The sequence below is a fragment of the Klebsiella sp. H-Nf2 genome (assembly GCF_002806645.1).
In the GTDB taxonomy this organism is placed as follows: Bacteria; Pseudomonadota; Gammaproteobacteria; order Enterobacterales; family Enterobacteriaceae; genus Klebsiella; species Klebsiella variicola.
This window is the reverse complement of sequence record NZ_PIBL01000001.1, coordinates 195378-219353: the sequence shown is the minus strand read 5'-3', so window position 1 is coordinate 219353 and position 23976 is coordinate 195378. Positions and strand designations below refer to the sequence as shown.

The window sequence follows — 23976 nt, the reverse complement described above, 5'->3', positions numbered from 1 at the left end:
TATTTTACACATAATTCCCGACAGGAGAGAATTTATGAAAGCAGCCGTGGTTTTTGACCTCGCAGAAGGCCCGGTTTGGGGCGATTTTATCGAGCCGCAGCCCGCTGCCGGCCACACGCTCATTGACGTCCGCGCCGCCGCGATGAGCCATGTGGTTAAGGCCCGCGCATCCGGACGTCATTATAGCTTCGACGGCAATCTGCCTTTTGTACCCGGTATCGATGGCGTCGGCACCACACCTCAGGGCCAGCGCGTCTACTTCGCCTTCCCCACCGCTCCCTTCGGCAGTATGGCGCAGCGGGTGCCGGTTGCCCTGCACAATTGCCTGCCGGTGCCGGATGCGCTCGATGATGTTAACGCGGCGGCGATGGCCAATCCCGGCATGTCCGCGTGGGCATCGCTGGTGACACGCGCCCAGATCCAGGCCGGTGAAACGGTGCTGATTAACGGCGCCACCGGCAGTGCCGGTCAGCTGGCGGTGCAGATTGCCCGCTATCTGGGGGCAAAAAAGATCATTGCAACCGGGCGTAATGCGCAGGCGCTGGCGGCGCTGGACGCCGATGAGTGTATTCAGTTAACCGCTGATGATAAAACCTTGAGCGGGCAATTTTCAGCGGCCAGCGCCGCGCAGATTGACGTGGTCATCGATTACCTGTGGGGGCACAGCGCGGAATTGTTATTGCCGGCCCTGGCGAAATATACCCCAGCCGGCAGACCGGTACGCTATGTGCAGGTGGGGTCCCTGACTGGCGCCGATATCGCGTTAAATGGCGCAGTTCTGCGTTCCGCACCGCTCGTGCTGATGGGCAGCGGTATCGGTAGCCTGTCGATGCCGCAGCTGCTGGCGGCCACCGGTGAAATGCTGCAGGCGGCGGTGCCGGGGCAATTGACCATCGCCACCACCCCACGGCCGCTGCAGGATATCGCGGCGGCCTGGCCGCAGGACGACAGTCAGAAGCGTACGGTTTTCACACTCGAATAAAAAATCGCTTCCGCACAAAAGATGGGGTTGATATCTTAAATGAGAAATATTATCTTTCTCATTACTGAATAGTTGAGTAAATAACTCAGGTATTCAGTACGACATTGCTCACATTGCTTCCAGTATTTTTGCCCGCCTTGTGCGGGCTTTTTTTTACTCGCGACACACCTCACACACCAGCTGACGCCGCCAGCAGTGGCCCGGCACCTGCTCCAGACGACATACGGCCCGGCATCGTTCTCCGTCACGCGGCGGGAGAACGCTCGCTGGTCGTCCCCCCAACAATGCGGTCGCGGAACAGTGCCTGCAGAGGGATCGGTGGTCCCCTGTTTTTCATTACACCAATTTCCAGAACGGCGTTCTCCTCGCGCAGAAGGAGGGCATCTTTTATGCCAAAAACCACGAAGCACCGGGTTAACCCTGGCGCCTGTCACCTCGCGGCGCGGCCTGTCACCGGCCTCTTCCAGCCGCTCTTTTGCTTCAATCCCGCCCTTTTCGTTCAAAATTTATGAACCATGTAAATTGCGATGAAGAAATATGTTTAAACGTCAACATTTCTATGTAAATATTAAGGCGAATGATAACTATTCCTTTTATCATTTATAGAATCACACCGGGTCAGCGCAAGCCAGACGACGAAAAACGTCGCTTTTGCGCGGTGTGATATGTGCTCATAACAAAAAATAAGCCTGCATTTATCATGGAAAAAAACGCTTCTCTGCCGTTTGGCAGTTTCAACTCATTGGCATTGTTTACGGGTCTGTGTCTGGGGGCCTCACCGGCAACGGGCATCGCAGCGGAAAAATCAGTCAAAAATAGTGAAGAGACGCTGGTGGTGGAAGCCACTCCGCCTTCACTCTACTCTCCCGGCGCCTCCGCCGATCCCAAGTTCAATAAACCGCTGGTCGATACCACCCGCACCATCACCGTGATCCCGGAACAGGTGATTAAAGACCAGGGCGTCACCAACCTGACTGACGCCCTCAAAAACGTCCCCGGCGTCGGGGCGTTTTATGCCGGTGAGAATGGCAGCTCATCTACCGGGGATGCCATCTACATGCGCGGCGTGGATACCTCTAACAGCATCTATGTGGACGGCATTCGCGACATCGGCAGCGTGACGCGGGATACCTTCAATACCCAGCAGGTGGAAGTCATCAAAGGACCCGCCGGCACGGACTATGGCCGCAGCGCGCCCTCCGGCTCGATCAATATGATCAGCAAGCAGCCGCGCCTTGACTCCGGGATCGACGGTTCGGCCAGCATCGGCAGCGCCTGGTCGCGTCGGGGAACGCTCGACCTGAACCAGGCGTTTAGCGACAACGCCGCGTTCCGTCTGAACCTGATGGGGGAAAAAACCCATGACGCCGGTCGGGATAGCATTGAAAACGAACGCTATGGCATCGCGCCGTCGCTGGCCTTCGGCCTCGATACCCCAACTCGTCTGTATCTGAACTATCTGCACGTCCGGCAGAACAACACCCCGGATGGCGGGATCCCTACCGTCGGCCTGCCGGGCTATTCGGCGCCTTCGCCGAAGTATGCCGCGCTCAACTCCGCCGGTAAGGTCGATACCAGCAATTTCTATGGCACCGACTCCGATTATGATAAATCCACCACCGACAGCGGCACCCTGCGCTTCGAGCACGATCTGACGGACAATACCACCGTGCGCAATACCACCCGCTGGTCGCGGGTGAAACAGGAGTATCTTCTGACCGCGGTGATGGGCGGCGCGAGCAATATCACCGCCCCCGATATCAATGATGTCAACACTTGGAGCTGGTCGCGTCTGGTTAATACCAAAGATGTCAGCAACCGCATTCTGACCAACCAGACCAATATCACCTCGACCTTCAATACCGGCTCGATAGGCCATGACGTCAGCGCCGGCGTGGAGTTTACCCGGGAAAACCAGACCAACTATGGCGTGAACGCCATGACCGCGCCGGCGGTGAATCTCTACCATCCGGTGAGCAACCTGTCGATTGGCGGGCTGGACAGAAACGGAGCGAACGCCAACGGCCAGACTGATACCTTCGGGATTTATGCCTTCGATACGCTGGCGCTAACCGAGCGGATTGAGGTCAACGGCGGGCTGCGTCTCGACAATTATCATACCAAATATGACAGCGCCACCGCCTGCGGCGGCAGCGGACGCGGGGCTATCGCCTGCCCGTCCGGACTGTCGACGGGCAGCCCGGTCACCACCGTGGATACCGCCAAATCCGGCAATCTGGTTAACTGGAAAGCCGGGGCGCTGTACCGCTTAACCGAGCAGGGCAATATCTACGTCAACTACGCCATCTCACAGCAACCGCCGGGGGGCAGCAGTTTCGCCCTGGCCGCCAGCGGGAGCGGCAACAGCGCCAACCGAACCGACTTTAAGCCGCAGAAGGCGAAATCCAGCGAGCTGGGCACCAAGTGGCAAATCTTCGACAAACGTCTGTTGCTCAGCGCGGCGTTATTCCGCACCGATATTGAAAACGAAGTGGCCGCCAACGATGACGGGACCTGGTCGCAGTACGGCAAAAAGCGCGTGGAGGGATATGAGCTTTCTGTAACCGGAAACCTGACCCCGGACTGGACGATCATCGCCGGCTACACGCAACAGCATGCGACGGTGACGGAGGGGCAGAATGTGGCGCAGGATGGTTCTTCCGCGCTGGCCTACACTCCGAAACATGCCTTTACGCTGTGGACGCAGTATCAGGCCACCAGCGATCTGTCCGTCGGCGGCGGTGCGCGCTATGTCGGAAGCCTGCGCCGGGGCAGCGATGGTGCAGTCGGTACCCCGGATCACACCGAGGGCTACTGGGTTGCCGATGCCAAACTGGGCTATCGGGTCAACAGCAACCTCGATCTGCAGCTCAATATGTACAACCTGTTTGATACCGATTACGTGGCCTCCATCAACAAGAGCGGCTATCGCTATCATCCGGGCGAACCCCGGACCTTTATGCTGACGGCGAACGTCCACTTCTGAGTCTGTACGTGGGGCCGTTGCGCCCCACCTTTTAGAGAGAACACCGCGATGATGTATCACATTCCTGACGTGCTATCGGCAGACCAGGTGGCGGAATTTACCCGGCAGCTGGCGCAGGCCGACTGGGTCGACGGGCGGGTTACGGTGGGTAGCCAGGGGGCGGCCGTCAAACAGAACCAGCAGATCGATACCCGAACGCCGCTGTATGCCCGCCTGCAGGCCGCCGTGCTCGACATGCTGCGCGGCCATCCGCAGTTTTTCTCCGCCGCGCTGCCGCGGACGATTTCCGCACCGTTGTTTAACCGCTATGGGCCAGGAGAGACCTACGGTTTTCATGTCGATGGCGCCGTTCGTCAGAACGGCGAGGCGGGCTGGATGCGTACTGACCTGTCAGCGACGCTGTTTCTTTGCGATCCGGAGAGCTATGAGGGCGGTGAACTGGTGATTGAAGACACCTATGGCCAGCACCGGGTGAAGCTCCCGGCCGGGCATCTGGTGCTCTATCCCGCCAGCAGCCTGCACTGCGTCACCCCGGTGACCCGCGGCGTACGTCAGGCCTCTTTCCTGTGGATCCAGTCGATGGTCCGCGACGATAAGCAGCGCGCGATGCTTTACGACCTGGACCGCACCATCCAGTCTCTGAAGGCCCGCTTTGGCGACGGAGAAGAGGTTCTCTCCCTGCTCAACATGTATCACAACCTGCTGCGCCAGTGGACGGAAGTATGATCCGCTATCGATGGCCAAAGCTTTTGGCAGACAGGTGTGACGTGACAATGAACTGGCCATCCGTTGGCCAGTTTTCAGCAGGATTTAAAACCGATAACCCGCAGAGAACATAAACACCCACGGATCCAGACGGGTGCTGACTTTCTGGTCCACGCCGCCGGCTTTGAATTTCACATCGGTATCGATATCCATGTACCACACTGACATATTCAGCAGCCAGTCACGGTTAATCAGATAATCGAGGCCAACCTGCCCCGCCGCGCCCCAGGAGTCCTTCAGGCTCAGATCGGAAAGCCCAGCTGCCTTACCGGTATCGTTAAAGTCTTCATTAAAGAAGGTGGTGTAGTTAATACCGGCCCCCACATACGGGCGCACCTTGCTTTGCGCATTGCCAAAGTACCACTGCGCCATCAGGGTGGGTGGCAACTGATGGACGGTGGCGATAGTCCCGGTTGGCCCGGTACCGACCTTATGGCGGAACGGCGTTGCCGCCAGCAGTTCCACGCCGATGTTATCGGTCGCCATATAGGTAAAGGTTAAACCCAGCTGGGTGTTGTTACTGACGTTGAAACTGCCAAGGCTGCCTAACACATTGTCAGAGCCCTCCGTCGGTCGGACGGTGGCGGTCCCGGCACGAATGAAAAATTCACCCGCCTCATGCGCCCAGACGCTGCCGGTGGAAAGCGTGCTTAGAATTAATGCCGCCGCTGCTAACTTCTTCATATCCACTTCCTCATTATGGTTTTTCAGCGCGGCCAAATATACCTATAACGAGTTACGTTTGATCTGTTTTAGATCACACTAAAACCTTAGATTTAACATTTATTGATCCAGATTAATTTTTGATACCGATCGCAATACCTTGAATCCTTCTCACATCAATTTTCACTTTTCGCGAAAAAAAATATTTCTGCCCCTCTTGCCGCCGCAAAAGCGGCTGGATAAGTTAACTGCCGACAATCTGTGTTGATGCGTTTTTTTCAGGTGTAATTATGAGTGAAATCAACCCGTGCATGACGTGCGGTGCCTGTTGTGCGTATTTTCGTGTCTCTTTCTACTGGGCGGAAGCCGACGACGCCGGTGGCCTGGTGCCTTCCGCGCTGACCGAGCCGCTGACCCCTTTCCTGCGCTGCATGAGCGGCACCAACCAGCGCCAGAGCCGCTGCGCGGCGCTGTCAGGCGACATCGGTGACGCCGTCCACTGCACTATTTATGAAAACCGTCCCTCACCGTGCCGCGAATTCACCATGTCCGGTGAGAATGGTGAGGAAAATGACGCCTGCAACCGGGCGCGGGCGCGCTATGGCCTACCGCCATTGATTCCTCTTTACAAAGATATACCTGCCCTGAATGGTGCAGAGAGTGCTACGACGGAACGATTTGCGGTACAATCGCCGGCTAGTTAACACCTGCAACACTCAAGGAGAATGCATGTCTATCACGGCGAAGTCCGTCTACCGTGACACCGGGAATTTTTTTCGTAATCAGTTCATTACCATTTTGCTGATTGCGCTGTTGTGCGCGTTTATTACGGTAGTACTTGGCCATGCTTTTTCACCCAGTGACGAGCAGCTGTCGATACTCAGCGAAGGCGACAACCTCGCCGGTAGCGCCGGCCTGTTCGAACTGGTGCAGAACATGACGCCGGAGCAACAGCAGATCCTGCTGCGCGCCTCGGCGGCATCAACCTTCTCGGGTCTGGTGGGCAATGCGATCCTCGCCGGCGGCGTTCTGCTGCTGATCCAGCTGGTCTCTGCCGGTCATCGCGTTAGCGCCCTGCGCGCCATCGGCGCCTCAGCGCCGGTGCTGCCGAAGCTGCTGCTGTTGATCCTCTTCACTACCTTCCTGGTGCAGATGGGGATGATGCTGGTCCTGGTGCCCGGCGTGCTACTGGCCATCGTGTTAGCCTTTGCGCCGATCATGCTGGTGCAGGACAAAATGGGTATCCTCAGCGCCATGCGCAGCAGCATGCGTCTGGCGTGGGCCAATCTGCGGCTGGTGGCGCCGGCTATCATTGGCTGGCTGGTAGCGAAAACCCTGCTGTTACTGTTCGCTTCCAGCTTTGCTGTCCTGACGCCAAACGTCGGCGCGGTGGTCATCAATACCATCAGCAACCTGATATCCGCCCTGTTGCTGATCTATTTATTCCGCGTGTATATGCTTATCCGCAACTAATCTTAACCAGGATCGGGGTCTTCCCCGGTCCGTCCTGAAAGACGGGATCGATGTATGAAGCAGTTTCTGGATTTTTTACCGCTGGTGGTCTTCTTTGCCTTCTATAAGCTTTACGATATCTACGCCGCCACCACCGCACTGATCGTCGCGACCGCTATCGTGCTGATCTACAGCTGGGTACGCTACCGTAAAGTCGAAAAAATGGCGCTGATCACCTTTGTGCTGGTGGCCGTCTTCGGCGGATTAACCCTCTTCTTCCACAATGATGAGTTTATTAAATGGAAGGTGACGGTGATTTATGCCCTGTTCGCCGGCGCACTGCTGTTCAGCCAGTGGGTGATGAAAAAGCCGTTGATCCAGCGCATGCTGGGCAAAGAGCTGGCCCTGCCTCAGCAGGTCTGGTCGCGGCTTAACCTGGCCTGGGCGGTGTTCTTTATCCTTTGCGGGCTGGCCAATATCTATATCGCCTTCTGGCTGCCGCAGAATATCTGGGTGAACTTCAAAGTCTTTGGCTTAACCGCCCTCACGCTGGTCTTTACCCTGCTGAGCGGGATCTACATCTACCGCCATATGCCGCAGGACGACCACCACTAACTCCCCGGCAGCTTGCGCCCGCCTCAGCGGGCGCTTTCCCCTATTCTCACCGCCCCGTTTTCATAGTAGCATCCCGCTGATCGTCTTTGACCACAACAGAGTAGAGCATGACAACTACAGATCTTGCCCCGAAGGGCGAAATGGTTTTACGCACCCTGGCAATGCCGGCGGATACCAATGCCAACGGGGATATTTTTGGCGGCTGGCTGATGTCGCAGATGGATATCGGTGGCGCCATCATGGCCAAAGAGATCGCTCAGGGTCGCGTGGTGACCGTGCGCGTGGATGGGATGACCTTTTTACGCCCGGTCGCCGTCGGCGACGTGGTGTGCTGCTACGCCCGCTGCGTGAAGCGCGGCAACACCTCGGTGACGATTAACATCGAAGTGTGGGTGAAAAAAGTCTCTTCTGAACCGATTGGCCAGCGCTATAAGGCGACGGAAGCGCTGTTTATCTACGTTGCCGTCGATAATCAGGGTAAACCGCGGGCTCTGCCGGCAGAATAAGATGGTGCCCGGCTAACCGGGCACCTGGCTTACAGAAAGCCCAGCAGCGAGAAGAAGAAGTAGCCGATAATAATCACGATCACCGGCAGCACATACAGCGGGAAATATTGCACCAGGATGGTATGGCGCGGTACCACGATCCGCTCAGCGAGCTGCTCACGGGATAACCCTTCTGCGCCTTTGGCCTGCTCGAGGATCAGCTGATCCTCAATCCCCTCGCGAAGAAATTTCGCCTGCCTCGCCATCCGCGCGCCGGAGGCCTGCAGCGCCATGCCGACAAACACCAGAATGAAGATGATCCAGAAGCCGATGTTCAGGCTGTGGTGGAAATCCGGCAGCGGCGAGTTGTACCAGAAAAAGTTCAGGAACGGGGTGTTAAAGCGCATCATCTCAATCATGACATGCGCAAAATCCATCATTACCGCGTCAATGCCGGGTTTCTTTTCACTGTGCTCATACATAAATTTGAGCACAGAAATCAGCGTCGACAGCACGGCGGGAATAAAGATGACCCATCCCAAAATGCGTTTGATAACCGCTATGCGTCCAGCTTGTTGGTACGTCATGAGTTCCCCTTGTTAAAGACGCGTTGGTGATTCGCCTGCCGCCTGTTGCGTGGCGCAGGCGCTCCTCGCTTACCCGAATGTGTCGGGTATAAGTCTATCTTCCACGGCGAATTTCGCCCAATAACGCGCGGTATGATATACCATGAATGCCGATTCGTTTATCTGATTACGCAACAGGAGAAGGACATATGTCAGCGAAGCGCCGCATTGAGGCCGCGATTTTTGATATGGACGGGTTGCTGATTGATTCTGAGCCGCTCTGGGATCAGGCGGAGGTCGAGGTCATGGAAAGCCTGGGGGTGGATACCCGCCGCCGCGATGAACTGCCCGACCTGCTTGGTCTGCGAATCGACCTGGTGGTGGATCTGTGGTACGCGCAGCAGCCGTGGCACGGCGTCGATCGCGCAGAAGCCACCGCGCGCATTATCCGTCGCGCCATCGAGCTGGTGGAAGCCTCACGCCCGCTGCTACCGGGCGTACGCGAGGCAGTGGCCCTGTGTAAAGCTCAGGGCTTAAAGGTGGGGCTGGCCTCGGCCTCGCCGCTGGTGATGCTGGAGAAAGTGCTCAACATGTTCGAACTGCGCGACCAGTTTGATGCGCTCGCCTCCGCGGAACATCTGCCCTGGAGCAAACCGCACCCGCAGGTATACCTCAACTGCGCCGCTGCCCTGGGAGTCGACCCGCAGCGCTGCGTCGCGCTGGAGGATTCGGTCAACGGCATGATCGCCAGCAAAGCCGCGCGCATGCGCGCTATCGTGGTACCGGAAGCGGAGAACAGCCGCGACCCGCGCTTCGTGCTGGCGGACGTCAAGCTCCCGTCACTGCAGGCCCTGACCGCCGAAGCCCTGCTCGGGTAAGGCCGCTGGCGGGTGACGCGATCGCTGTCACGCCGCCGGCAATAAAATCAAAACATCGTTTCATTTTAATTGTAATTTTGTTTTCCTGCCTCTATGCTGGTCACAGGTGGCGTCATCGTACGCCTGAAGATCAGCTGACAGAGGTGAATATGGTACTGAACGCCTTCGACCTGACGGGTAAGGTCGCCATCGTGACCGGTTGCGATACCGGACTGGGACAGGGAATGACGCTGGGCCTGGCGCAGGCCGGGTGCGATATCGTCGGCATCAACCGTAAAATTCCCCATGACACGGCGGCACAGGTTCAGGCGCTGGGCCGCCGCTTTCATGCCATTCAGGCGGATCTCAGCCTTCAGGATGAGATGAGCGTGCTGGTCGACCAGGCGGTCGCGGCGATGGGTCGGGTCGATATTCTGGTCAATAACGCCGGGATTATCCGCCGCCATGATGCCCTGACCTTCACAGAAAGCGACTGGGATGCGGTGATCGATCTGAATCTCAAAGCGGTTTTCTTTCTCAGCCAGGCGGTCGCCAGGCAGTTCATTCGCCAGGGCGATGGCGGCAAAATAATTAACATCGCCTCGATGCTCTCGTTTCAGGGCGGGATCCGCGTCCCCTCCTACACCGCCTCGAAAAGCGGCGTGCTGGGTTTGACCCGCCTGCTGGCCAACGAATGGGCCGGACAGCGCATCAACGTCAACGCCATTGCGCCGGGATATATGGCCACCAATAACACCCAGGCGCTGCGCGAAGATGAAGAGCGTAACCAGGCGATCCTCGAGCGCATTCCCGCCGGTCGCTGGGGAGAACCAAAAGACCTACAGGGGCCGGTGGTGTTTCTCGCCTCGGCCGCCGCCGACTATATTAACGGCTATACGCTGGCCGTCGATGGCGGATGGCTGGCACGCTGAGAATTTGTGACAAAGAGTTACACCGTCACCTCTTCCGTACACTGTATAAAAACCCTATACTGTATGAATCGACAGTTTAGGGTGTGTTATCATGACGGCGGAAGGCCATCTCTTCTTTTCAATCGCCTGCGCAGTATTTGCCAAAAACGCAGAGTTAACGCCGGTGCTGGCGCAGGGCGACTGGTGGCATATTGTGCCCTCTGCGGTATTGACCTGCCTGCTGCCGGACATCGATCACCCTAAGTCATTTCTCGGCCAACGGCTGAGCTGGATCTCAAAGCCCGTGGCGCGGGCCTTTGGCCACCGCGGCTTTACCCACAGCCTGCTGGCCGTCTTTGGCGCGCTGACACTATTCTATCTGAAAGTGCCTGACAGCTGGATTGTTCCGGCGGACGCCCTCCAGGGGCTGGTGCTGGGCTATCTCAGCCACATCCTCGCCGATATGCTCACCCCCGCCGGGGTGCCGCTGCTGTGGCCCTGCCGCTGGCGCTTCCGGCTGCCGATCCTCGCGCCGCGCAAGGGTAACCAACTGGAGCGCGCTTTATGCATGGCGCTGTTCGTCTATGCCGTCTGGATGCCCCAGACGCTGGCGGACAACAGCGCGATACGCTGGTCATCCGGGGTGATCAATTCCCTGCAAATCACCTTCAACCGCTTTATTAGTCACCAGAGTGGCCGATAAACCGCCGGAAAACGCCATTTGGTTATAACCCATTCCATTTGAATATAAGTCCTTGATAACGCCTTCTGCTAACCTTGCCGTCATAAGAGCTGGTTATCCACCAGCCCAGGTTATAAAAATATCAGGAGAACGGGGATGAACTTTCCATTAATAGCGAACGTAGTCGTGTTCGCCGTATTACTGTTTGCGCTGGGGCAAACTCGCCATAAACAGTGGAGCCTGGCCAGGAAAGTGCTGGTTGGTCTGGCCATTGGTGTGGTCTTTGGTCTGGCCCTGCAGCTGATCTACGGGTCTGACAGCCAGGTGCTGAAGGATTCCATCCAGTGGTTCAATATCGTCGGTAATGGCTATGTCCAGCTGCTGCAAATGATTGTGATGCCGTTGGTCTTCGCCTCGATCCTGAGTGCGGTGGCCCGGCTGCATAATGCCTCTCAGCTGGGAAAAATCAGCTTCCTGAGCATCGGCACCCTGCTGTTCACCACGCTTATCGCCGCGCTGGTTGGTGTGTTGGTGACCAATATGTTCGGCCTCACCGCCGAGGGGCTGGTCCAGGGTAGCGCAGAAACCGCCCGTCTGAACGCCATCCAGAGCAACTATGTGGGGAAAGTGGCCGATCTTAGCGTACCGCAGCTGATCCTTTCCTTTGTGCCGAAGAACCCGTTTGCTGACCTGACCGGGGCTAACCCGACCTCCATCATCAGCATCGTCATTTTCTCAGCGTTCCTCGGCGTCGCGGCGCTTAAGCTGCTGAAAGAGGATGTGGAAAAAGGCCAGCGCGTGCTGACGGCCATCGATACCCTGCAGGGCTGGGTGATGAAGCTGGTTCGTCTGGTGATGCAGCTGACTCCTTACGGCGTACTGGCCCTGATGACCAAAGTGGTTGCCGGGTCGAATCTGCAGGACATCATCAAACTTGGTGGCTTCGTGGTGGCTTCGTACATTGCGCTGGGCATTATGTTTGTCGTCCACGGCTTGCTGCTGGCGATTAACGGCGTCAGCCCGCTGAAGTACTTCCGCAAAGTCTGGCCGGTGATCACCTTCGCCTTCACCAGCCGCTCCAGCGCCGCGTCGATTCCGCTGAACGTGGAAGCCCAGACCCGACGCCTGGGCGTGCCGGAGTCAATTGCCAGCTTCTCCGCCTCCTTTGGCGCCACCATCGGCCAGAACGGCTGCGCCGGTATCTACCCGGCCATGCTGGCGGTCATGGTCGCGCCGACCGTGGGCATCAACCCACTGGATCCGATGTGGATTGCCACCCTCGTGGGCATCGTCACCGTCAGCTCGGCGGGCGTAGCCGGGGTGGGCGGCGGCGCCACCTTCGCCGCGCTGATCGTCCTGCCGGCGATGGGCCTGCCGGTGACCCTGGTAGCGCTGCTGATCTCCGTCGAACCGCTGATCGATATGGGGCGTACCGCGCTGAACGTTAACGGCTCAATGACCGCCGGGACCCTGACCAGCCAGTGGCTGCGCCAGACCGACAAGTCGATTTTCGATAGCGAAGAAGAGGCCGAACTGGCGCACCGCTAAACGGCAAGCACAAAAAAAACCGCTGATAGCTCAGCGGTTTTTTTATTTCTGCAGCAGATTCAGGCTTCAATCTCACCTTCCTGACGCACCTGGTTAGCCCAGCGCTGCGCCGACTCCGGCACGCTGAACGACGGTGAGCGGCGAAAATGCTCCCCCATCAGCAGAAAGGCGACATACTTCCCGCGCAAAATCCAGACATCGCGAAAATGGTCCATTTTCACGGCATGTTCCGGGGGCGCAGGCTCCACGCGCGGCACGTAGCTAATGACAGGGCGATTTTGTTGGCGCAATGATTTCATAACAAATGGATTCACTAAACAGAGCGGGAAACAGAAACCTCTATCATAGCCGATTGTGGACCCGTTCGTCGCCCCCCTGCCGCCGATGCGCATTTTAGGATAACTCCATGCCCCTGCGCCGGGCGCAGGCAGTGTAATGTTCTATAGTTAGAAGGGTTTTGGTTTATCAACGACCACTTTTAGCAATGAAAGCAGGAGACGAGTAATGTCTGATAAGCACCCAAACCCTCACCACCAGCAGGCACCGGTCCACGACAGCGAGGAAGCGAAACCGGGTCTCGACTCGCTGGCACCGGATGACCGGGAGTGGCGACCCACGCCAAAACCCACCGCCCCAGGCGCCGAACCGACCGCCCCCGGCAGCCTGAAAGCACCGGAAACCCACAGCAGCAAACTTGACGCCCTTGAGCCGCAGCGTAAAGGCGGAGAAGACTTTCCGCTGACCACCAACCAGGGCGTACGTATTGCCGACGATCAGAATTCGCTACGCGCCGGCGCCCGCGGCCCAACGCTGCTGGAAGATTTCATTCTGCGGGAGAAGATCACCCACTTTGACCATGAGCGTATTCCTGAGCGTATCGTTCATGCCCGCGGCTCTGCCGCCCACGGTTACTTTCAGCCCTACAAAAGCCTGACAGAGTTGACCAAAGCCGATTTTCTCTCGGCAGCCGATAAGATCACCCCGGTCTTTGTGCGCTTCTCCACCGTGCAGGGCGGCGCGGGGTCGGCGGACACCGTCCGCGATATTCGCGGCTTCGCTACCAAGTTTTACACTGACGAGGGGATTTTCGACCTGGTCGGCAACAACACACCGGTCTTCTTCATCCAGGACGCGATGAAGTTCCCCGACTTTGTCCACGCCGTGAAGCCTGAGCCTCACTGGGCCATCCCGCAGGGACAGAGCGCCCACGATACTTTCTGGGACTATGTCTCCCTGCAACCGGAAACGCTGCACAATGTGATGTGGGCGATGTCCGACCGCGGGATCCCGCGCAGCTATCGCACCATGGAAGGCTTTGGTATTCACACCTTCCGCCTGATCAACGCCGAAGGCAAAGCCACCTTCGTTCGCTTCCACTGGAAACCGGTGGCCGGCAAGGCGTCGATGGTGTGGGATGAAGCGCAGAAGCTCACCGGCCGCGACCCTGATTTTCATCGCCGCGACCTGTGGGAGGCCATCGAAGCCGGGGACTACCCGGAATTTGAGCTTGGCCTGCAGCTCATCCCCGAGGAGAACGAGTTTGATTTTGACTTCGATCTGCTCGATCCCACCAAGCTGATCCCCGAGGCGCTGGTGCCGGTCCTGCGCGTCGGCAAGATGGTCCTCAACCGCAATCCGGACAACTTCTTTGCCGAAAACGAACAGGCGGCCTTTCATCCCGGGCATATCGTACCGGGCATTGATTTCAGCAACGATCCGCTGCTGCAGGGGCGCCTCTTCTCTTACACCGATACGCAAATTAGCCGCCTGGGTGGGCCGAACTTCCATGAAATCCCCATCAACCGTCCAACCTGCCCGTATCACAATTTCCAGCGCGACGGGATGCACCGGATGGACATTGACACCAATCCGGCCAACTATGAGCCCAACTCCATTAACGACAACTGGCCGCGCGAGACGCCGCCAGCGGCCAAACGCGGCGGCTTTGAGTCCCTCGCCGAGCGCGTCGACGGCGAAAAAATCCGCCAGCGCAGCCCTTCGTTCGGCGAATATTACGCCCAGCCGCGTCTGTTCTGGCTGAGCCAGACACCGATTGAGCAGCAGCATATTATCGATGGTTTCAGCTTCGAGCTCAGCAAAGTGGTCCGCACCTGGATCCGCGAGCGGGTGGTCGATCATCTGGCCCACATTGACACTAAGCTGGCGGAAGCGGTCGGGGCGAACTTAGGTATCGAACTGAGCGACGATCAGCGTAACATTACCCTGCCCTCCCCGGTTAACGGCGTGGAGAAAGACCCCAGCCTCAGCCTCTACGCCGACGCCGAAGGGGATGTGAAAGGCCGCGTAGTGGCAGTGCTGCTCAACGAACGCACCTCGGCGCAGGATCTGGTCCATCTCCTGCAGGCGCTGCAGGCCCAGGGCGTGCACAGCAAGCTGCTCTACTCGCGGATGGGCGAAGTCATCGCCGACGATGGCTCTCCCCTGCCGATCGCCGGCACCTTCGCCGGTTCCCCATCGCTGACGGTGGATGCGGTAGTGGTGCCTGGCGGCGACCTCAGCGCCCTAAGCCAGAGCGGCGACGCGCGCTATTACCTGCTGGAAGCCTATAAGCATCTGAAGCCGATCCTGCTGGCAGGGGATGCGCGACAGCTGACGTCCGTTCTGCAGGTCCCAGCCCAGGGTGAAGAGGGGGTTATCGTCACCGATGCTCTCGACACGCCAGCGGCGGACACACTGCTCGCCCTGATGACGGCGCATCGCGTGTGGTCGAGAAGTCCAAAAATCGCCGCTATTCCGGCGTAGTAAAAAGCCCGGCACACGGTGCCGGGCTTGATTCACTTTCCCTTTCCACCATCGGGCTTAGACGTCGCGGTAGGTTCCCAGGCGATAACCCCGATCAACCACCGCCGCTTTCAACGAGGCTGACGTCAGCACATCAAGCTCACCCAGCCGCGGGTAGCAGTAGGCGCTGCCCATAATGGTCTGATCGACAAAAGCCGGATGACACATCACCTCCAGGGAGCGTTCCTCGCGGGCCATTGAGGCATCCAGCGTCTGCAGAAACAGTTCCTCAGAGACGGCTTCGCCGTAAAACTCGCTGCTGAAGCCTGCGCTGCTGCGCGCCGCCTGTTGATCGAGCCCACTCTGCGCCGCCACCTGGCGGTCAATACGTAACGCGATACCCTTCTCGCGGGCAAAGGCCGCCACGATGGGATAGATCGGGGCGATCATATGCACATGGTGGTGGCTGTCGAGATGCGTCGGCTCATGACCAAAGAGATCGACAAAACGACGGTACTGACACGCCAGCTCGTGGGCGATCTCCTCCAGCGGCAGACTACCTTCTTCTGCCTGCTGCCAGATCCATTTGCCCAGCCGGCCATCACGGGTTAATCCCGGCATGGCCGACAGCGGCTCGCCCAACGTCAGCACAAAGTGCATCCCGACCGCCAGCTCCGGGGTACTGCGGCTCAGCTGGGCGGCGTGGTCAATGGCCGCGCCGTTGACCAGCGCCGTGGTCGATGTCACCACGCCGTTGCGGCAGGCCTCGATAATGCCGTAGTTCTGCCCTTTACTGAGGCCGAAGTCGTCGGCATTGACGATCAATACGCGTTCCATTGGCCGCTCCTGTTAAGATTTCAGTTTTTCGATAGTCGCCGCAAAGTTCGGCAGCCATTTTTCATGCGCCAGAATCATCTCCCGCGCCAGCTGCTCGGCGTCACGATCGGAATGGATCAGCGGGCTTAAGTTCAGCGCCAGCAGCACGTCATTCAGCTCGCCGCTGATCGCCGCCTGGCTGGCCGCCACTTCGAACCCCTTGATGGTGTAGATAAGCCCCAGTACCTTCTCATCGAAATGGGTGATGCGCGGCGTCGGCTTCGCGCCGTCGCGACCTAAGGTGCAGCTCATCTCGACCGCCCAGTCCACCGGGATATTATCCACGTGGCCATGATGCGGGATATTCACATAGTGCTCAGTCTGCTTGTCGTTATAGATAGCGTTGATCACTTCGCAAGCGGCATCGGAGTAATAGGCGCCGCCGCGCTGCTCCAGCTCCTTCGGCTTAACCTTGAGATCTGGATTTTTATATAGCTCAAACAGCTGTTTCTCCACCTTCTGTACCACCTGAGCGCGCGCGCCGCCCTTATAGTACTCGCCCATCTCAATCGCCAGCATCTCTTTTGGCTTAAAGTAGTAGAGCAGATAGGAGCACGGGATCAGGCGCAGGGAGCGGATCAGCCCCTCGCTAAACGGCAGATCGAAGATATTTTTCACCGAGTTCGCGGTCAGGCGGCCAGAGGCCACGCCGTCCAGCAGTTCATCGAAGCGCGAAACGCCGTTAACCAGCACGTCGCGGACGAACACCAGATGATTCAGACCGAACAGGTCGATATTCAGCTCATCGCTTGGGCTCAGCTGCAGCACGTCGGTGATGAACATCTTCATGCCGATAGGAATGTTGCACACGCCGATAAAGCGTTTGAAACTGGTGTGGCGATAGACCGCCTCGGTGACCATGCCCGCCGGGTTGGTGAAGTTGATGATCCACGCGTCCGGGCAAATCTCCTGCACATCTTTCACAATATCGAAAATCACCGGGATGGTGCGCAGCCCTTTAAACAGCCCGCCCGCCCCGTTGGTCTCCTGGCCCAGGTAGCCGTGGCTCAGCGGAATACGCTCATCTTTTTCACGCGCCTTCAGCTGGCCCACGCGCAGCTGGGTGGTGACGAAATCCGCGCCCTGCAGCGCCGCACGGCGATCCAGCGTTTTATAGACCTTCATCGGCACGCCGGCTTTTTCCACCATCCGCTCGCACAGCGCATGGATAATATCAAGCTTCTCCTGGCCCTCTTCCACGTCCACCAGCCACAGTTCAGTGACCGGCAGTTCATGGTAACGTTTCAGAAAGCCTTCCAGTAATTCCGGGGTATAGCTGCTGCCGCCGCCAATAGTGACTACTTTTAATTTCTGGCTCATCTTTTTCTCCCTTGGGCGCTACGCCTGGACGCAGGCCGCTCTCCGCAACAATGCGGACAGTTAACTTGAATGATTTACGGTATAAACCGGGCGGCTAAAACCGCGCGGGTTTAATTAATACTGGTCAAATGTTTGCGATAACTGCTCGGCGTAAACGACGTCAGTTTTTTAAAGGTTTTAATAAACAGGCTCGGGCTGCTGTAGCCTGACTCATACGCAATATCCGTCACCGAATAGTTGGTAATTTCCAGCTGCTTTTTAGCAAAGTTGATACGGATATCATTAATTATCTGCATCGGCGTTTTACCATAATAGCGCTGGGTCGCCCGGGTTAAATATTCCTGCGTTTTCCCCGAAAGCTGAACCATATTCTCGAGCGCGCCCTCACCGAACTTCAGCTTATCGTGCATGGCCTCTACGGTATTTTTTAGCCATTGCGGAATAACATCGGCAACCGGCTCTTCGCGATAGTGGCGTAAACGGTTAATGACATAAAAGGAAACCAGCTCGATAAATTCGTCAAATTCCGTTTCGCGAAAATTGAGTGAGGCGATGACCGACTCAACGTAGCCGAGAAAAGCGCTCTGCACCGCATAAACCTGCGACGCCACCAGGCCAAACGGCAGCAGCGGCAGATAATGTTTCTCAAAGAAGCGTCTGCTGATGCCGACGTTAAGGATGCGCGTCGCCCCAAATTCGTAAAAGCTCTGGTGGTGCGAACCCATCGGGATAAAGACGAAATCTCCGCGCTCCAGCAGCACCCGTTTGCCATTGATCTCCTGGTAATAGCGCCCGGTTAATACCACGGTAAATTCGTAGTAGTCATGCTGGTGAAGCCCGCTCACGCTTTCCGTTTTGTTATAGATGACCACATGAAAGTTCTTCCCGTTGAACAGCTGTTGTTCTCTGGCGGTACTGATCTCGGTGGTCATCATCCTGGGCTGCCTCATCGTCGCGATGGCCTATTGTACCTTCTCGTGCAGCTCAATCAATTCCGCGACCAGCTCGCGGGCCAGCATCGAGGTCATCAGATGATCCTGGGCATGTACCAGCACGAGGCTGACCTTCATTTTTCCTTCGCCCTCATCGCTTTCAATAAGCTGGGTCTGCACACGATGCGCCTCGCTCAGCGCCTGACGCGACTGCTCCATCATCGCTTTCGCCGCGGCAAAATCGCCCTGCTTCGCCTGCTTCAGGGCGGCATAGGCCAGGCTGCGGGCCTGTCCGGAGTTGATAATCAACCCCATCACCACCTCTTCGAGGTCATTTTCCGGGGTTTCTACCGCGTCGATGTTGTCCAGATCAAACATAATATTTCCCTCATTTATCAGGCGGTACGGGACATTGCCCGTACCGCGCGGTATCAGAATTTCAGTGCGTTAGCGATGTCTTCTTCGCTCTCTTCCTGCTCGATGACGGTCTGCGCTTTATTCGACAGCACCACAAACGGCAGGTAGACCAGAGTCGCGACGCCAAGGTTGAACAGGGCCACCAGCAGGGCGGCAACGCTGCCGTTACTGTTAAAGAACGCTCCCAGACCGGTCGGCATGGTCCACGGCGCCAGGTTAGTCACCGGTGGGATAATCCCTAAGCTATAAGCCGCCAGCGTAATGGCTGCCAGAATCGGCTGGACCAGCACGAAGGGGATAAACATCACCGGGTTCATAATGATCGGCAGACCAAACAGAATCGGTTCGTTAATCTGGAAGATGCCTGACGGCAACGCCAGCTTCGCAACCTGACGATGGTCAGCGCGGCGGGAAGCGATAAAGATGGCGATAATCAGACCCAACGTTGCCCCGGAGCCACCCAGCAGGATGTAGGAGTCGAGCATCGGCTTGGCCCAGAAGTGGAACTGTTTGCCTGCTTCGATAGCCGCATCAACAGAGCCGTACTGGTTATACAGCGCGATGTTTTCCAGCGCCCACGGGGTCATGATGCCGTTATCCAGCGCCGTCAGCGCCAGGGAACCGTGCACGCCGAAGAACCACAGCAGGGAGTTAAAGATTACGTATGCCCAGCCGACTACGCTGCCCATCGCCGCCAGCGGCGTGGAGATAGAGTCCATGATGATCTGGTGGAAGTTGCTGCCGTAGCTCGACAGGGCCCACGAAATAATGCCGAAGATGGAGAGGATCAAAAAGCCCGGGATCAGCGCGGAGAAAGAGCGCGATACTGACCCTGGCACGCTGTCCGGCAGTCTGATCACCCAGTTACGACGGATCACGAAGGTGAACAGTTCCGCGACGACCAGACCGATAATCATCCCGGAGATGATGTTCTGCCCGCCCAGCCAGTTGGCGCCCACCGCATAGGCTTCACCCACGCTATATGGGGTCACGGTCATGAAGGCCGCCACCGCCAGCAGGCCCGCGGCCATCGGGTCGACTTTGCGCTCTTCCGCCAGCGCGGAGCCGATAAAGAACGGCGCCATCAGCGACATAATGCCGAGGGTACCGTTATAGACGTTTCCGCCGATAGCCTTAAAGCCGTTTAAGGTTTCAATGGTGGAGGCATCCAGTCGAATGCCCATAGAATAAAAGAAAGAGCCTTCGCCGAAGCTCAGAAAAACGTTGTTAATTAATACAAACATGGCCCCGGCGAGGGTCAACGGCATTAACTTAATAAATCCGTTTTTAATCGCATTAATATGCGGCTGCTTTCCTATTTTCACTGCAAAAGGAAGGAGTACCTTTTCAAGCGAGTCGATCACTTTACTCATAGTCAATACCCTTAAAAGCCGCAATAAACTATTACGGCGATGATGTATGAAATTACTCTTTGACGGGAAAATAAACTCTTTATTTTTTGACGTCCGGCAACAGAGTGCCGCCAGGCGTCAAAATACATCGAGTTTTAAAAGTTAAAATTATTGTGCTGCAGCTTTCTTAATGGCCGCGACGGCGGCTTTCAATACACCTAAACCATCCACCTTGCCATACAGAAGAGAATCGATGACTTCTACCGGTTTATTCGGCAGCAGGCGCTGAATTTCCGGTAACATATACGCAATTTGTGGCCCTAATAATACCACGTCGGCTTCCGGTCCCTTTTCACCCGCGAGGGTTTCAGGATAAGCTTCAATAATGACCGGGACTTCGTATTTTTCCGCCTGCGCCCGCATTTTGGAGACCAGCAGTGATGTAGACATGCCTGCCGAGCAGAAGAGATAAATGTGTTTCTTTTCCATGAACGCTTCCTCAATGTGTGAGACCAGGGCCTTCAGTAACCGCTGAGAGCCGGTAAGACTGGTAACATCCGGTTAATTCTGTTTATGGGTTGAGTATACGGCAAGCTGAGCCACCAGGATAATTCGCTGTTGAACAGAATTGTCTCTCATTGACCTCTGGTTTTGACTACCCTCACATTTTCACCCAAATAATTCGCGCAATTAAATAAGCATCAGTACTCGCAAAAAAGCCCGACCAGTGGTCGGGCTTACGTAGGGCTCAGTAAACAGTAGGAAGCTTACTTGGCGTTGCGCGGGTCAGTATCATACTCGGCGCAGGTCTGGTAGCCGGAGTTAATCACATGGCCAGTGTCGTCGAGGGCCACAAAGTAGGTCTCTACTTTACCATCCCGTTGACCGAGGATGTAGGTCTGGCAGGTGCCGCGGGCATGAACCATGGTCACTTCCGTTGAAGGTTTGCCAGCGATCTGCATCACCTGCTGACGCGACATCCCTTTCTTCACATCTTTCACCACCGGCTGGGTAAACTGGTCTTTGGTACGATCGTAAGCGGTACAGCCCGCCAGTAAGGTTAACGCGACGGTGACGCCCAGTATTCCTGCTAAGCTTTTGTTCATTTTGGTTCCTCTCTTCTACTGTGTAACGATAAGCCTGGAATAAATAGTGTTATTTTTCAAGCCGAACAGCGAAATCATGTCTGATTGTGTTATTGCGTAAACAGGATTGACGCGCCGCTGCCGACCGGCAGTTTCTCCCGCGTAGTGGCATCTATAATGAAATCCTATGTCATTGATTGCCTTCTTTTCCGGCAGTCAAAACCCCGGTCCTTGTCGTTTCAGCGGCAAAGAGGTAGCTTTAAGCCAACAGCTTGCCAAACAGATTCACTTTCGGAGGGCGCGATGACGCTACAACAAGAGATTATTCAGGCGCTGGGCGCAAAGCCGCAGATTGATGTCGCCGGCGAGATCCGCCGCAGCGTCGATTTCCTGAAGTCCTACCTGCAGACCTACCCGTTTATTAAATCGCTGGTGCTGGGTATCAGCGGCGGCCAGGACTCCACCCTGACGGGGAAACTGTGCCAGATGGCGATTAATGAACTGCGTGCCGAAACGGGCGACAGCAGCCTGCAGTTTATTGCCGTTCGGTTGCCCTATGGCGTGCAGGCGGATGAGCAGGACTGCCAGGACGCCATCGCCTTTATCCAGCCTGACCGGGTGCTGACGGTGAATATCAAAGCCTCGGTACTGGCCAGTGAACAGGCGCTCCGCGAAGCGGGGATCGAACTGAGCGACTTTGTTCGCGGTAACGAAAAAGCCCGTGAGCGGATGAAGGCCCAGTACAGCATCGCCGGAATGACCAAAGGGGTGGTGGTCGGCACCGACCATGCGGCGGAAGCGATTACCGGCTTCTTCACCAAATATGGCGACGGCGGCACCGACATCAATCCAATTTTCCGCCTGAACAAACGTCAGGGCAAACAGCTGCTGGCCCATCTCGGCTGCCCGGAACATCTGTATAAGAAGCTGCCGACCGCCGACCTGGAAGACAATCGCCCCTCCCTGCCGGATGAAGTGGCGCTGGGTGTCACCTACGAGAACATCGACGATTATCTGGAAGGCAAAACGCTGGACCCCAGTATCGCTAAAACGATCGAAGGCTGGTATCTGAAAACCGAACACAAGCGTCGGCCACCGATCACCGTCTTTGATGATTTCTGGAAAAAATAGTCCCTCCCCGCCCCGGCCCGCGCCGGGGTTATTTTTTGCGCTTTTCGCCGCAAAAACCGCCTGCTATACTGGATAGATAGACAGTATCAGGAGTTATTGTGGCCAGAAAGCAATCTGCCCCGCGTCTGGAATTTGAAGCGGCGGCGATCTATGAATACCCCGAACATCTTCGCCCGTGGCTGGAGGCACTGCCAAAGCTGCCGGGTGTCTATCAGTTTCACGGCGACAGCGACACAATGCCGCTCTATATCGGTAAGAGCGTCAACCTCCGCAGCCGCGTGTTATCTCACCTGCGCACGCCCGAAGAGGCCGCGATGCTGCGTCAGTCGCGGCGTATCACCTGGCAGCGCACCGCAGGCGAGCTGGGAGCGCTGCTGCTGGAGGCGCGGCTGATTAAAGAGCAGCAGCCGCTGTTTAACAAGCGGCTACGGCGTAACAAGCAGCTCTGCGCCTGGCTACTTGCGGACCACCGGCCGCAGATTGTCTATGCCCGAGAGGTTGATTTCTCGCACCAGCAGCATCTCTATGGCCTGTTCGCCAACCGGCGGGCGGCGCTGCAGATGCTGCAGAGCCTTGCCGACGAACAGCGCCTCTGTTACGGCCTGCTCGGTCTGGAACCGCTCAGCCGCGGCCGCGCCTGCTTTCGCTCCGCGCTGGGCCGCTGCGCCGGCGCCTGCTGTGGAAAGGAGAGCGTGGAGGCGCACAGCGAGCGCTTGCTGGCGCAGATGAGTAAACTGCAGCTGGTGTGCTGGCCGTGGGCGGGGCCAGTGGCGCTGGAGGAGCGCGGCCCGGATATGACGCAGTATCACGTCATTCATAACTGGCTGTGGCTGGGGGCCGTCGACTCGCTCGACCAGGCCGCGGAGTTGACCCGTCTGCCCGCCGGATTCGACCAGGATGGTTACAAGATCCTCTGTAAGCCTTTGCTCAGCGGTCACTATCCGCTGCACCCGCTTGGCTGAGAAACCACCAATAAAAAAACCGCCGGCCCTGCCCAACGCCTGATGGCATTATTGGGCAAGACCGGCGGTCTTGATTCAGTTCGCTAAATTATTCAGCAGGTGCAGGCATTTTACCTGCCGGCGCGTTGCGTTCTGTCAGATGCTTCTCAAAATTAGCATTGAACTGTTTTTTCTGCTCTGGAGTCAGAATGTTGTAGATCTTGTTCTGCGTTTCCAGGCGAGACAGCGCCATCGCTTTATGCTGCGCTTCCATCTTATCGATCTGCGCTTCCGCTTTCGCCTTATCGAAGGTGTCGCTGGCGATCAGCTCGTGCATCGCGCGGCGTTCGTCGAGGGACGGACGCTTCATGTTCTCACGCTGGCTCTTCATGATGTCGCGGATCTGTTGTTTCTGCGCATCGGTCAGGTTCAGGCCTTTAAACATCATGTCATGCTGACCCGGGCCGCCTTTATGATGCATCATCATCGGCTTACTGTCGCTCGGCGCGGTGGTGGTATCGGCGGCGTGTGCCAGGTTAGCCGCGCCCAGAGCCAGAGTAGAGGCAACAAACAGTGCAGTGAGTTTCTTCATCATTCAATCCTTACTTTACGTTATTCTTACGGCGCGTTGCCGTGTTGACGAGATTAACTTTACGACGTTAATCGTC

At 57.0% G+C, this 23976-nt stretch carries 26 protein-coding genes; 14 read left to right on the top strand and 12 right to left on the bottom strand.

Features of this window, described 5'->3' with window-relative positions; genetic code table 11:
- Positions 1-34: 34 nt before the first annotated feature.
- The 3 genes from CWM58_RS01130 to ybiX all read left to right on the top strand — a co-directional run bounded on the left by CWM58_RS01130 (position 35) and on the right by ybiX (position 4694).
- The gene (locus CWM58_RS01130; protein WP_100680001.1) at positions 35-982 is read left to right on the top strand and encodes a quinone oxidoreductase family protein; all 948 of its coding nucleotides are present in this window, start codon (positions 35-37) and stop codon (positions 980-982) included.
- Positions 983-1649: 667 nt separating this feature from the next.
- Positions 1650-3968 (top strand): catecholate siderophore receptor Fiu, encoded by a 2319-nt coding sequence (locus CWM58_RS01120; RefSeq protein ID WP_413773483.1) that lies wholly within the window; start codon positions 1650-1652, stop codon positions 3966-3968.
- A 48-nt stretch (positions 3969-4016) separates the two neighbouring features.
- On the top strand, positions 4017-4694 hold the full coding sequence (ybiX, locus tag CWM58_RS01115; protein ID WP_100679998.1) for a PKHD-type hydroxylase YbiX: 678 nt from the start codon (positions 4017-4019) through the stop codon (positions 4692-4694).
- A gap of 84 nt (positions 4695-4778) precedes the next feature.
- Here ybiX and ompW read toward each other — a convergent pair whose 3' ends face one another.
- The gene (gene ompW / locus CWM58_RS01110; RefSeq protein ID WP_100679997.1) at positions 4779-5417 is read right to left on the bottom strand and encodes an outer membrane protein OmpW; all 639 of its coding nucleotides are present in this window, start codon (positions 5415-5417) and stop codon (positions 4779-4781) included.
- 269 nt (positions 5418-5686) lie between these two features.
- Here ompW and CWM58_RS01105 point away from each other — a divergent pair, with 269 nt between their 5' ends.
- The 4 genes from CWM58_RS01105 to yciA all read left to right on the top strand — a co-directional run bounded on the left by CWM58_RS01105 (position 5687) and on the right by yciA (position 7969).
- Positions 5687-6100: a YkgJ family cysteine cluster protein gene (locus CWM58_RS01105; protein ID WP_061154919.1), complete on the top strand. Its 414-nt coding sequence runs from the start codon at positions 5687-5689 to the stop codon at positions 6098-6100.
- 25 nt (positions 6101-6125) lie between these two features.
- A complete protein-coding gene (locus CWM58_RS01100; protein WP_061154920.1) occupies positions 6126-6869 on the top strand; it encodes a YciC family protein in 744 nt (247 codons plus the stop codon).
- Positions 6870-6923: 54 nt separating this feature from the next.
- A complete protein-coding gene (locus tag CWM58_RS01095) occupies positions 6924-7463 on the top strand; it encodes a septation protein A (protein WP_008807761.1) in 540 nt (179 codons plus the stop codon).
- Between the two features lie 107 nt (positions 7464-7570).
- The gene (gene yciA, locus CWM58_RS01090; RefSeq protein WP_008807759.1) at positions 7571-7969 is read left to right on the top strand and encodes an acyl-CoA thioester hydrolase YciA; all 399 of its coding nucleotides are present in this window, start codon (positions 7571-7573) and stop codon (positions 7967-7969) included.
- Between the two features lie 29 nt (positions 7970-7998).
- Here the strand turns inward: yciA and CWM58_RS01085 are convergent, their stop codons facing one another.
- A complete protein-coding gene (locus CWM58_RS01085) occupies positions 7999-8535 on the bottom strand; it encodes a YniB family protein (protein ID WP_008807758.1) in 537 nt (178 codons plus the stop codon).
- Between the two features lie 188 nt (positions 8536-8723).
- Between CWM58_RS01085 and hxpB the strand changes: the two genes are divergently transcribed.
- From hxpB to CWM58_RS01065, 4 genes are all read left to right on the top strand, one after another.
- Positions 8724-9392: a hexitol phosphatase HxpB gene (gene hxpB, locus CWM58_RS01080; protein WP_012968454.1), complete on the top strand. Its 669-nt coding sequence runs from the start codon at positions 8724-8726 to the stop codon at positions 9390-9392.
- 149 nt (positions 9393-9541) lie between these two features.
- Positions 9542-10303, top strand: a complete 762-nt coding sequence (gene kduD, locus CWM58_RS01075) for a 2-dehydro-3-deoxy-D-gluconate 5-dehydrogenase KduD (RefSeq protein ID WP_032730134.1) — start codon at positions 9542-9544, stop codon at positions 10301-10303.
- Between the two features lie 91 nt (positions 10304-10394).
- A complete protein-coding gene (locus tag CWM58_RS01070; RefSeq protein ID WP_002901611.1) occupies positions 10395-10985 on the top strand; it encodes a metal-dependent hydrolase in 591 nt (196 codons plus the stop codon).
- Positions 10986-11120: 135 nt separating this feature from the next.
- A complete protein-coding gene (locus CWM58_RS01065; RefSeq protein ID WP_061154921.1) occupies positions 11121-12512 on the top strand; it encodes an L-cystine transporter in 1392 nt (463 codons plus the stop codon).
- A gap of 59 nt (positions 12513-12571) precedes the next feature.
- Here CWM58_RS01065 and cedA read toward each other — a convergent pair whose 3' ends face one another.
- Positions 12572-12826 (bottom strand): cell division activator CedA, encoded by a 255-nt coding sequence (cedA, locus tag CWM58_RS01060; protein ID WP_206056615.1) that lies wholly within the window; start codon positions 12824-12826, stop codon positions 12572-12574.
- 190 nt (positions 12827-13016) lie between these two features.
- Between cedA and katE the strand changes: the two genes are divergently transcribed.
- Positions 13017-15275 (top strand): catalase HPII, encoded by a 2259-nt coding sequence (gene katE / locus CWM58_RS01055; protein ID WP_100679995.1) that lies wholly within the window; start codon positions 13017-13019, stop codon positions 15273-15275.
- Between the two features lie 57 nt (positions 15276-15332).
- Here katE and chbG read toward each other — a convergent pair whose 3' ends face one another.
- The 8 genes from chbG to osmE all read right to left on the bottom strand — a co-directional run bounded on the left by chbG (position 15333) and on the right by osmE (position 21257).
- Positions 15333-16091: a chitin disaccharide deacetylase gene (gene chbG / locus CWM58_RS01050; protein ID WP_100679994.1), complete on the bottom strand. Its 759-nt coding sequence runs from the start codon at positions 16089-16091 to the stop codon at positions 15333-15335.
- 12 nt (positions 16092-16103) lie between these two features.
- Positions 16104-17450, bottom strand: coding sequence for a 6-phospho-beta-glucosidase (locus CWM58_RS01045; protein WP_100679993.1), 1347 nt, complete (start codon positions 17448-17450; stop codon positions 16104-16106).
- 110 nt (positions 17451-17560) lie between these two features.
- Complete coding sequence (chbR, locus tag CWM58_RS01040) at positions 17561-18385, bottom strand: transcriptional regulator ChbR (RefSeq protein WP_061154926.1); 825 nt, start codon at positions 18383-18385, stop codon at positions 17561-17563.
- Positions 18386-18412: 27 nt separating this feature from the next.
- Positions 18413-18760, bottom strand: coding sequence for a PTS N,N'-diacetylchitobiose transporter subunit IIA (gene chbA, locus CWM58_RS01035; RefSeq protein ID WP_004179419.1), 348 nt, complete (start codon positions 18758-18760; stop codon positions 18413-18415).
- A 53-nt stretch (positions 18761-18813) separates the two neighbouring features.
- Entirely contained in the window at positions 18814-20172 is a 1359-nt protein-coding gene (gene chbC / locus CWM58_RS01030; protein ID WP_008807749.1) for a PTS N,N'-diacetylchitobiose transporter subunit IIC, read from the bottom strand.
- Positions 20173-20183: 11 nt separating this feature from the next.
- Positions 20184-20300 carry a hypothetical protein gene (locus tag CWM58_RS28285; protein WP_032425961.1) on the bottom strand — a complete coding sequence of 39 codons (117 nt, stop codon included), beginning with the start codon at positions 20298-20300 and terminating at the stop codon, positions 20184-20186.
- 19 nt (positions 20301-20319) lie between these two features.
- Positions 20320-20640: a PTS N,N'-diacetylchitobiose transporter subunit IIB gene (chbB, locus tag CWM58_RS01025; RefSeq protein WP_002901547.1), complete on the bottom strand. Its 321-nt coding sequence runs from the start codon at positions 20638-20640 to the stop codon at positions 20320-20322.
- A gap of 278 nt (positions 20641-20918) precedes the next feature.
- Positions 20919-21257 (bottom strand): osmotically-inducible lipoprotein OsmE, encoded by a 339-nt coding sequence (gene osmE, locus CWM58_RS01020; protein ID WP_008807747.1) that lies wholly within the window; start codon positions 21255-21257, stop codon positions 20919-20921.
- A gap of 282 nt (positions 21258-21539) precedes the next feature.
- On the opposite strand from osmE, the gene nadE reads away from it, so the two are divergent.
- Both nadE and cho read left to right on the top strand, forming a co-directional pair.
- A complete protein-coding gene (gene nadE / locus CWM58_RS01015) occupies positions 21540-22367 on the top strand; it encodes an ammonia-dependent NAD(+) synthetase (RefSeq protein ID WP_061154927.1) in 828 nt (275 codons plus the stop codon).
- Positions 22368-22465: 98 nt separating this feature from the next.
- Entirely contained in the window at positions 22466-23329 is an 864-nt protein-coding gene (gene cho, locus CWM58_RS01010) for an excinuclease Cho (protein ID WP_100679992.1), read from the top strand.
- An 88-nt stretch (positions 23330-23417) separates the two neighbouring features.
- On the opposite strand, the gene spy is transcribed toward cho, so the two are convergent.
- Positions 23418-23903, bottom strand: coding sequence for an ATP-independent periplasmic protein-refolding chaperone Spy (gene spy / locus CWM58_RS01005; RefSeq protein WP_072096650.1), 486 nt, complete (start codon positions 23901-23903; stop codon positions 23418-23420).
- Between the last annotated feature and the right edge of the window lie 73 nt (positions 23904-23976).

Excerpts from the sequence above, each read along its gene's own strand:
- CWM58_RS01130 (WP_100680001.1), top strand. The coding sequence starts at position 35 with ATGAAAGCAGCCGTGGTTTTTGACCTCGCAGAAGGCCCGGTTTGGGGC.
- ybiX (WP_100679998.1), top strand. The coding sequence starts at position 4,017 with ATGATGTATCACATTCCTGACGTGCTATCGGCAGACCAGGTGGCGGAA.
- ompW (WP_100679997.1), bottom strand. The coding sequence starts at position 5,417 with ATGAAGAAGTTAGCAGCGGCGGCATTAATTCTAAGCACGCTTTCCACC.
- CWM58_RS01105 (WP_061154919.1), top strand. The coding sequence starts at position 5,687 with ATGAGTGAAATCAACCCGTGCATGACGTGCGGTGCCTGTTGTGCGTAT.
- CWM58_RS01100 (WP_061154920.1), top strand. The coding sequence starts at position 6,126 with ATGTCTATCACGGCGAAGTCCGTCTACCGTGACACCGGGAATTTTTTT.
- CWM58_RS01095 (WP_008807761.1), top strand. The coding sequence starts at position 6,924 with ATGAAGCAGTTTCTGGATTTTTTACCGCTGGTGGTCTTCTTTGCCTTC.
- yciA (WP_008807759.1), top strand. The coding sequence starts at position 7,571 with ATGACAACTACAGATCTTGCCCCGAAGGGCGAAATGGTTTTACGCACC.
- CWM58_RS01085 (WP_008807758.1), bottom strand. The coding sequence starts at position 8,535 with ATGACGTACCAACAAGCTGGACGCATAGCGGTTATCAAACGCATTTTG.
- hxpB (WP_012968454.1), top strand. The coding sequence starts at position 8,724 with ATGTCAGCGAAGCGCCGCATTGAGGCCGCGATTTTTGATATGGACGGG.
- kduD (WP_032730134.1), top strand. The coding sequence starts at position 9,542 with ATGGTACTGAACGCCTTCGACCTGACGGGTAAGGTCGCCATCGTGACC.
- CWM58_RS01070 (WP_002901611.1), top strand. The coding sequence starts at position 10,395 with ATGACGGCGGAAGGCCATCTCTTCTTTTCAATCGCCTGCGCAGTATTT.
- CWM58_RS01065 (WP_061154921.1), top strand. The coding sequence starts at position 11,121 with ATGAACTTTCCATTAATAGCGAACGTAGTCGTGTTCGCCGTATTACTG.
- katE (WP_100679995.1), top strand. The coding sequence starts at position 13,017 with ATGTCTGATAAGCACCCAAACCCTCACCACCAGCAGGCACCGGTCCAC.
- chbG (WP_100679994.1), bottom strand. The coding sequence starts at position 16,091 with ATGGAACGCGTATTGATCGTCAATGCCGACGACTTCGGCCTCAGTAAA.
- CWM58_RS01045 (WP_100679993.1), bottom strand. The coding sequence starts at position 17,450 with ATGAGCCAGAAATTAAAAGTAGTCACTATTGGCGGCGGCAGCAGCTAT.
- chbR (WP_061154926.1), bottom strand. The coding sequence starts at position 18,385 with ATGATGACCACCGAGATCAGTACCGCCAGAGAACAACAGCTGTTCAAC.
- chbA (WP_004179419.1), bottom strand. The coding sequence starts at position 18,760 with ATGTTTGATCTGGACAACATCGACGCGGTAGAAACCCCGGAAAATGAC.
- chbC (WP_008807749.1), bottom strand. The coding sequence starts at position 20,172 with ATGAGTAAAGTGATCGACTCGCTTGAAAAGGTACTCCTTCCTTTTGCA.
- CWM58_RS28285 (WP_032425961.1), bottom strand. The coding sequence starts at position 20,300 with ATGTATTTTGACGCCTGGCGGCACTCTGTTGCCGGACGTCAAAAAATA.
- chbB (WP_002901547.1), bottom strand. The coding sequence starts at position 20,640 with ATGGAAAAGAAACACATTTATCTCTTCTGCTCGGCAGGCATGTCTACA.
- osmE (WP_008807747.1), bottom strand. The coding sequence starts at position 21,257 with ATGAACAAAAGCTTAGCAGGAATACTGGGCGTCACCGTCGCGTTAACC.
- nadE (WP_061154927.1), top strand. The coding sequence starts at position 21,540 with ATGACGCTACAACAAGAGATTATTCAGGCGCTGGGCGCAAAGCCGCAG.
- spy (WP_072096650.1), bottom strand. The coding sequence starts at position 23,903 with ATGATGAAGAAACTCACTGCACTGTTTGTTGCCTCTACTCTGGCTCTG.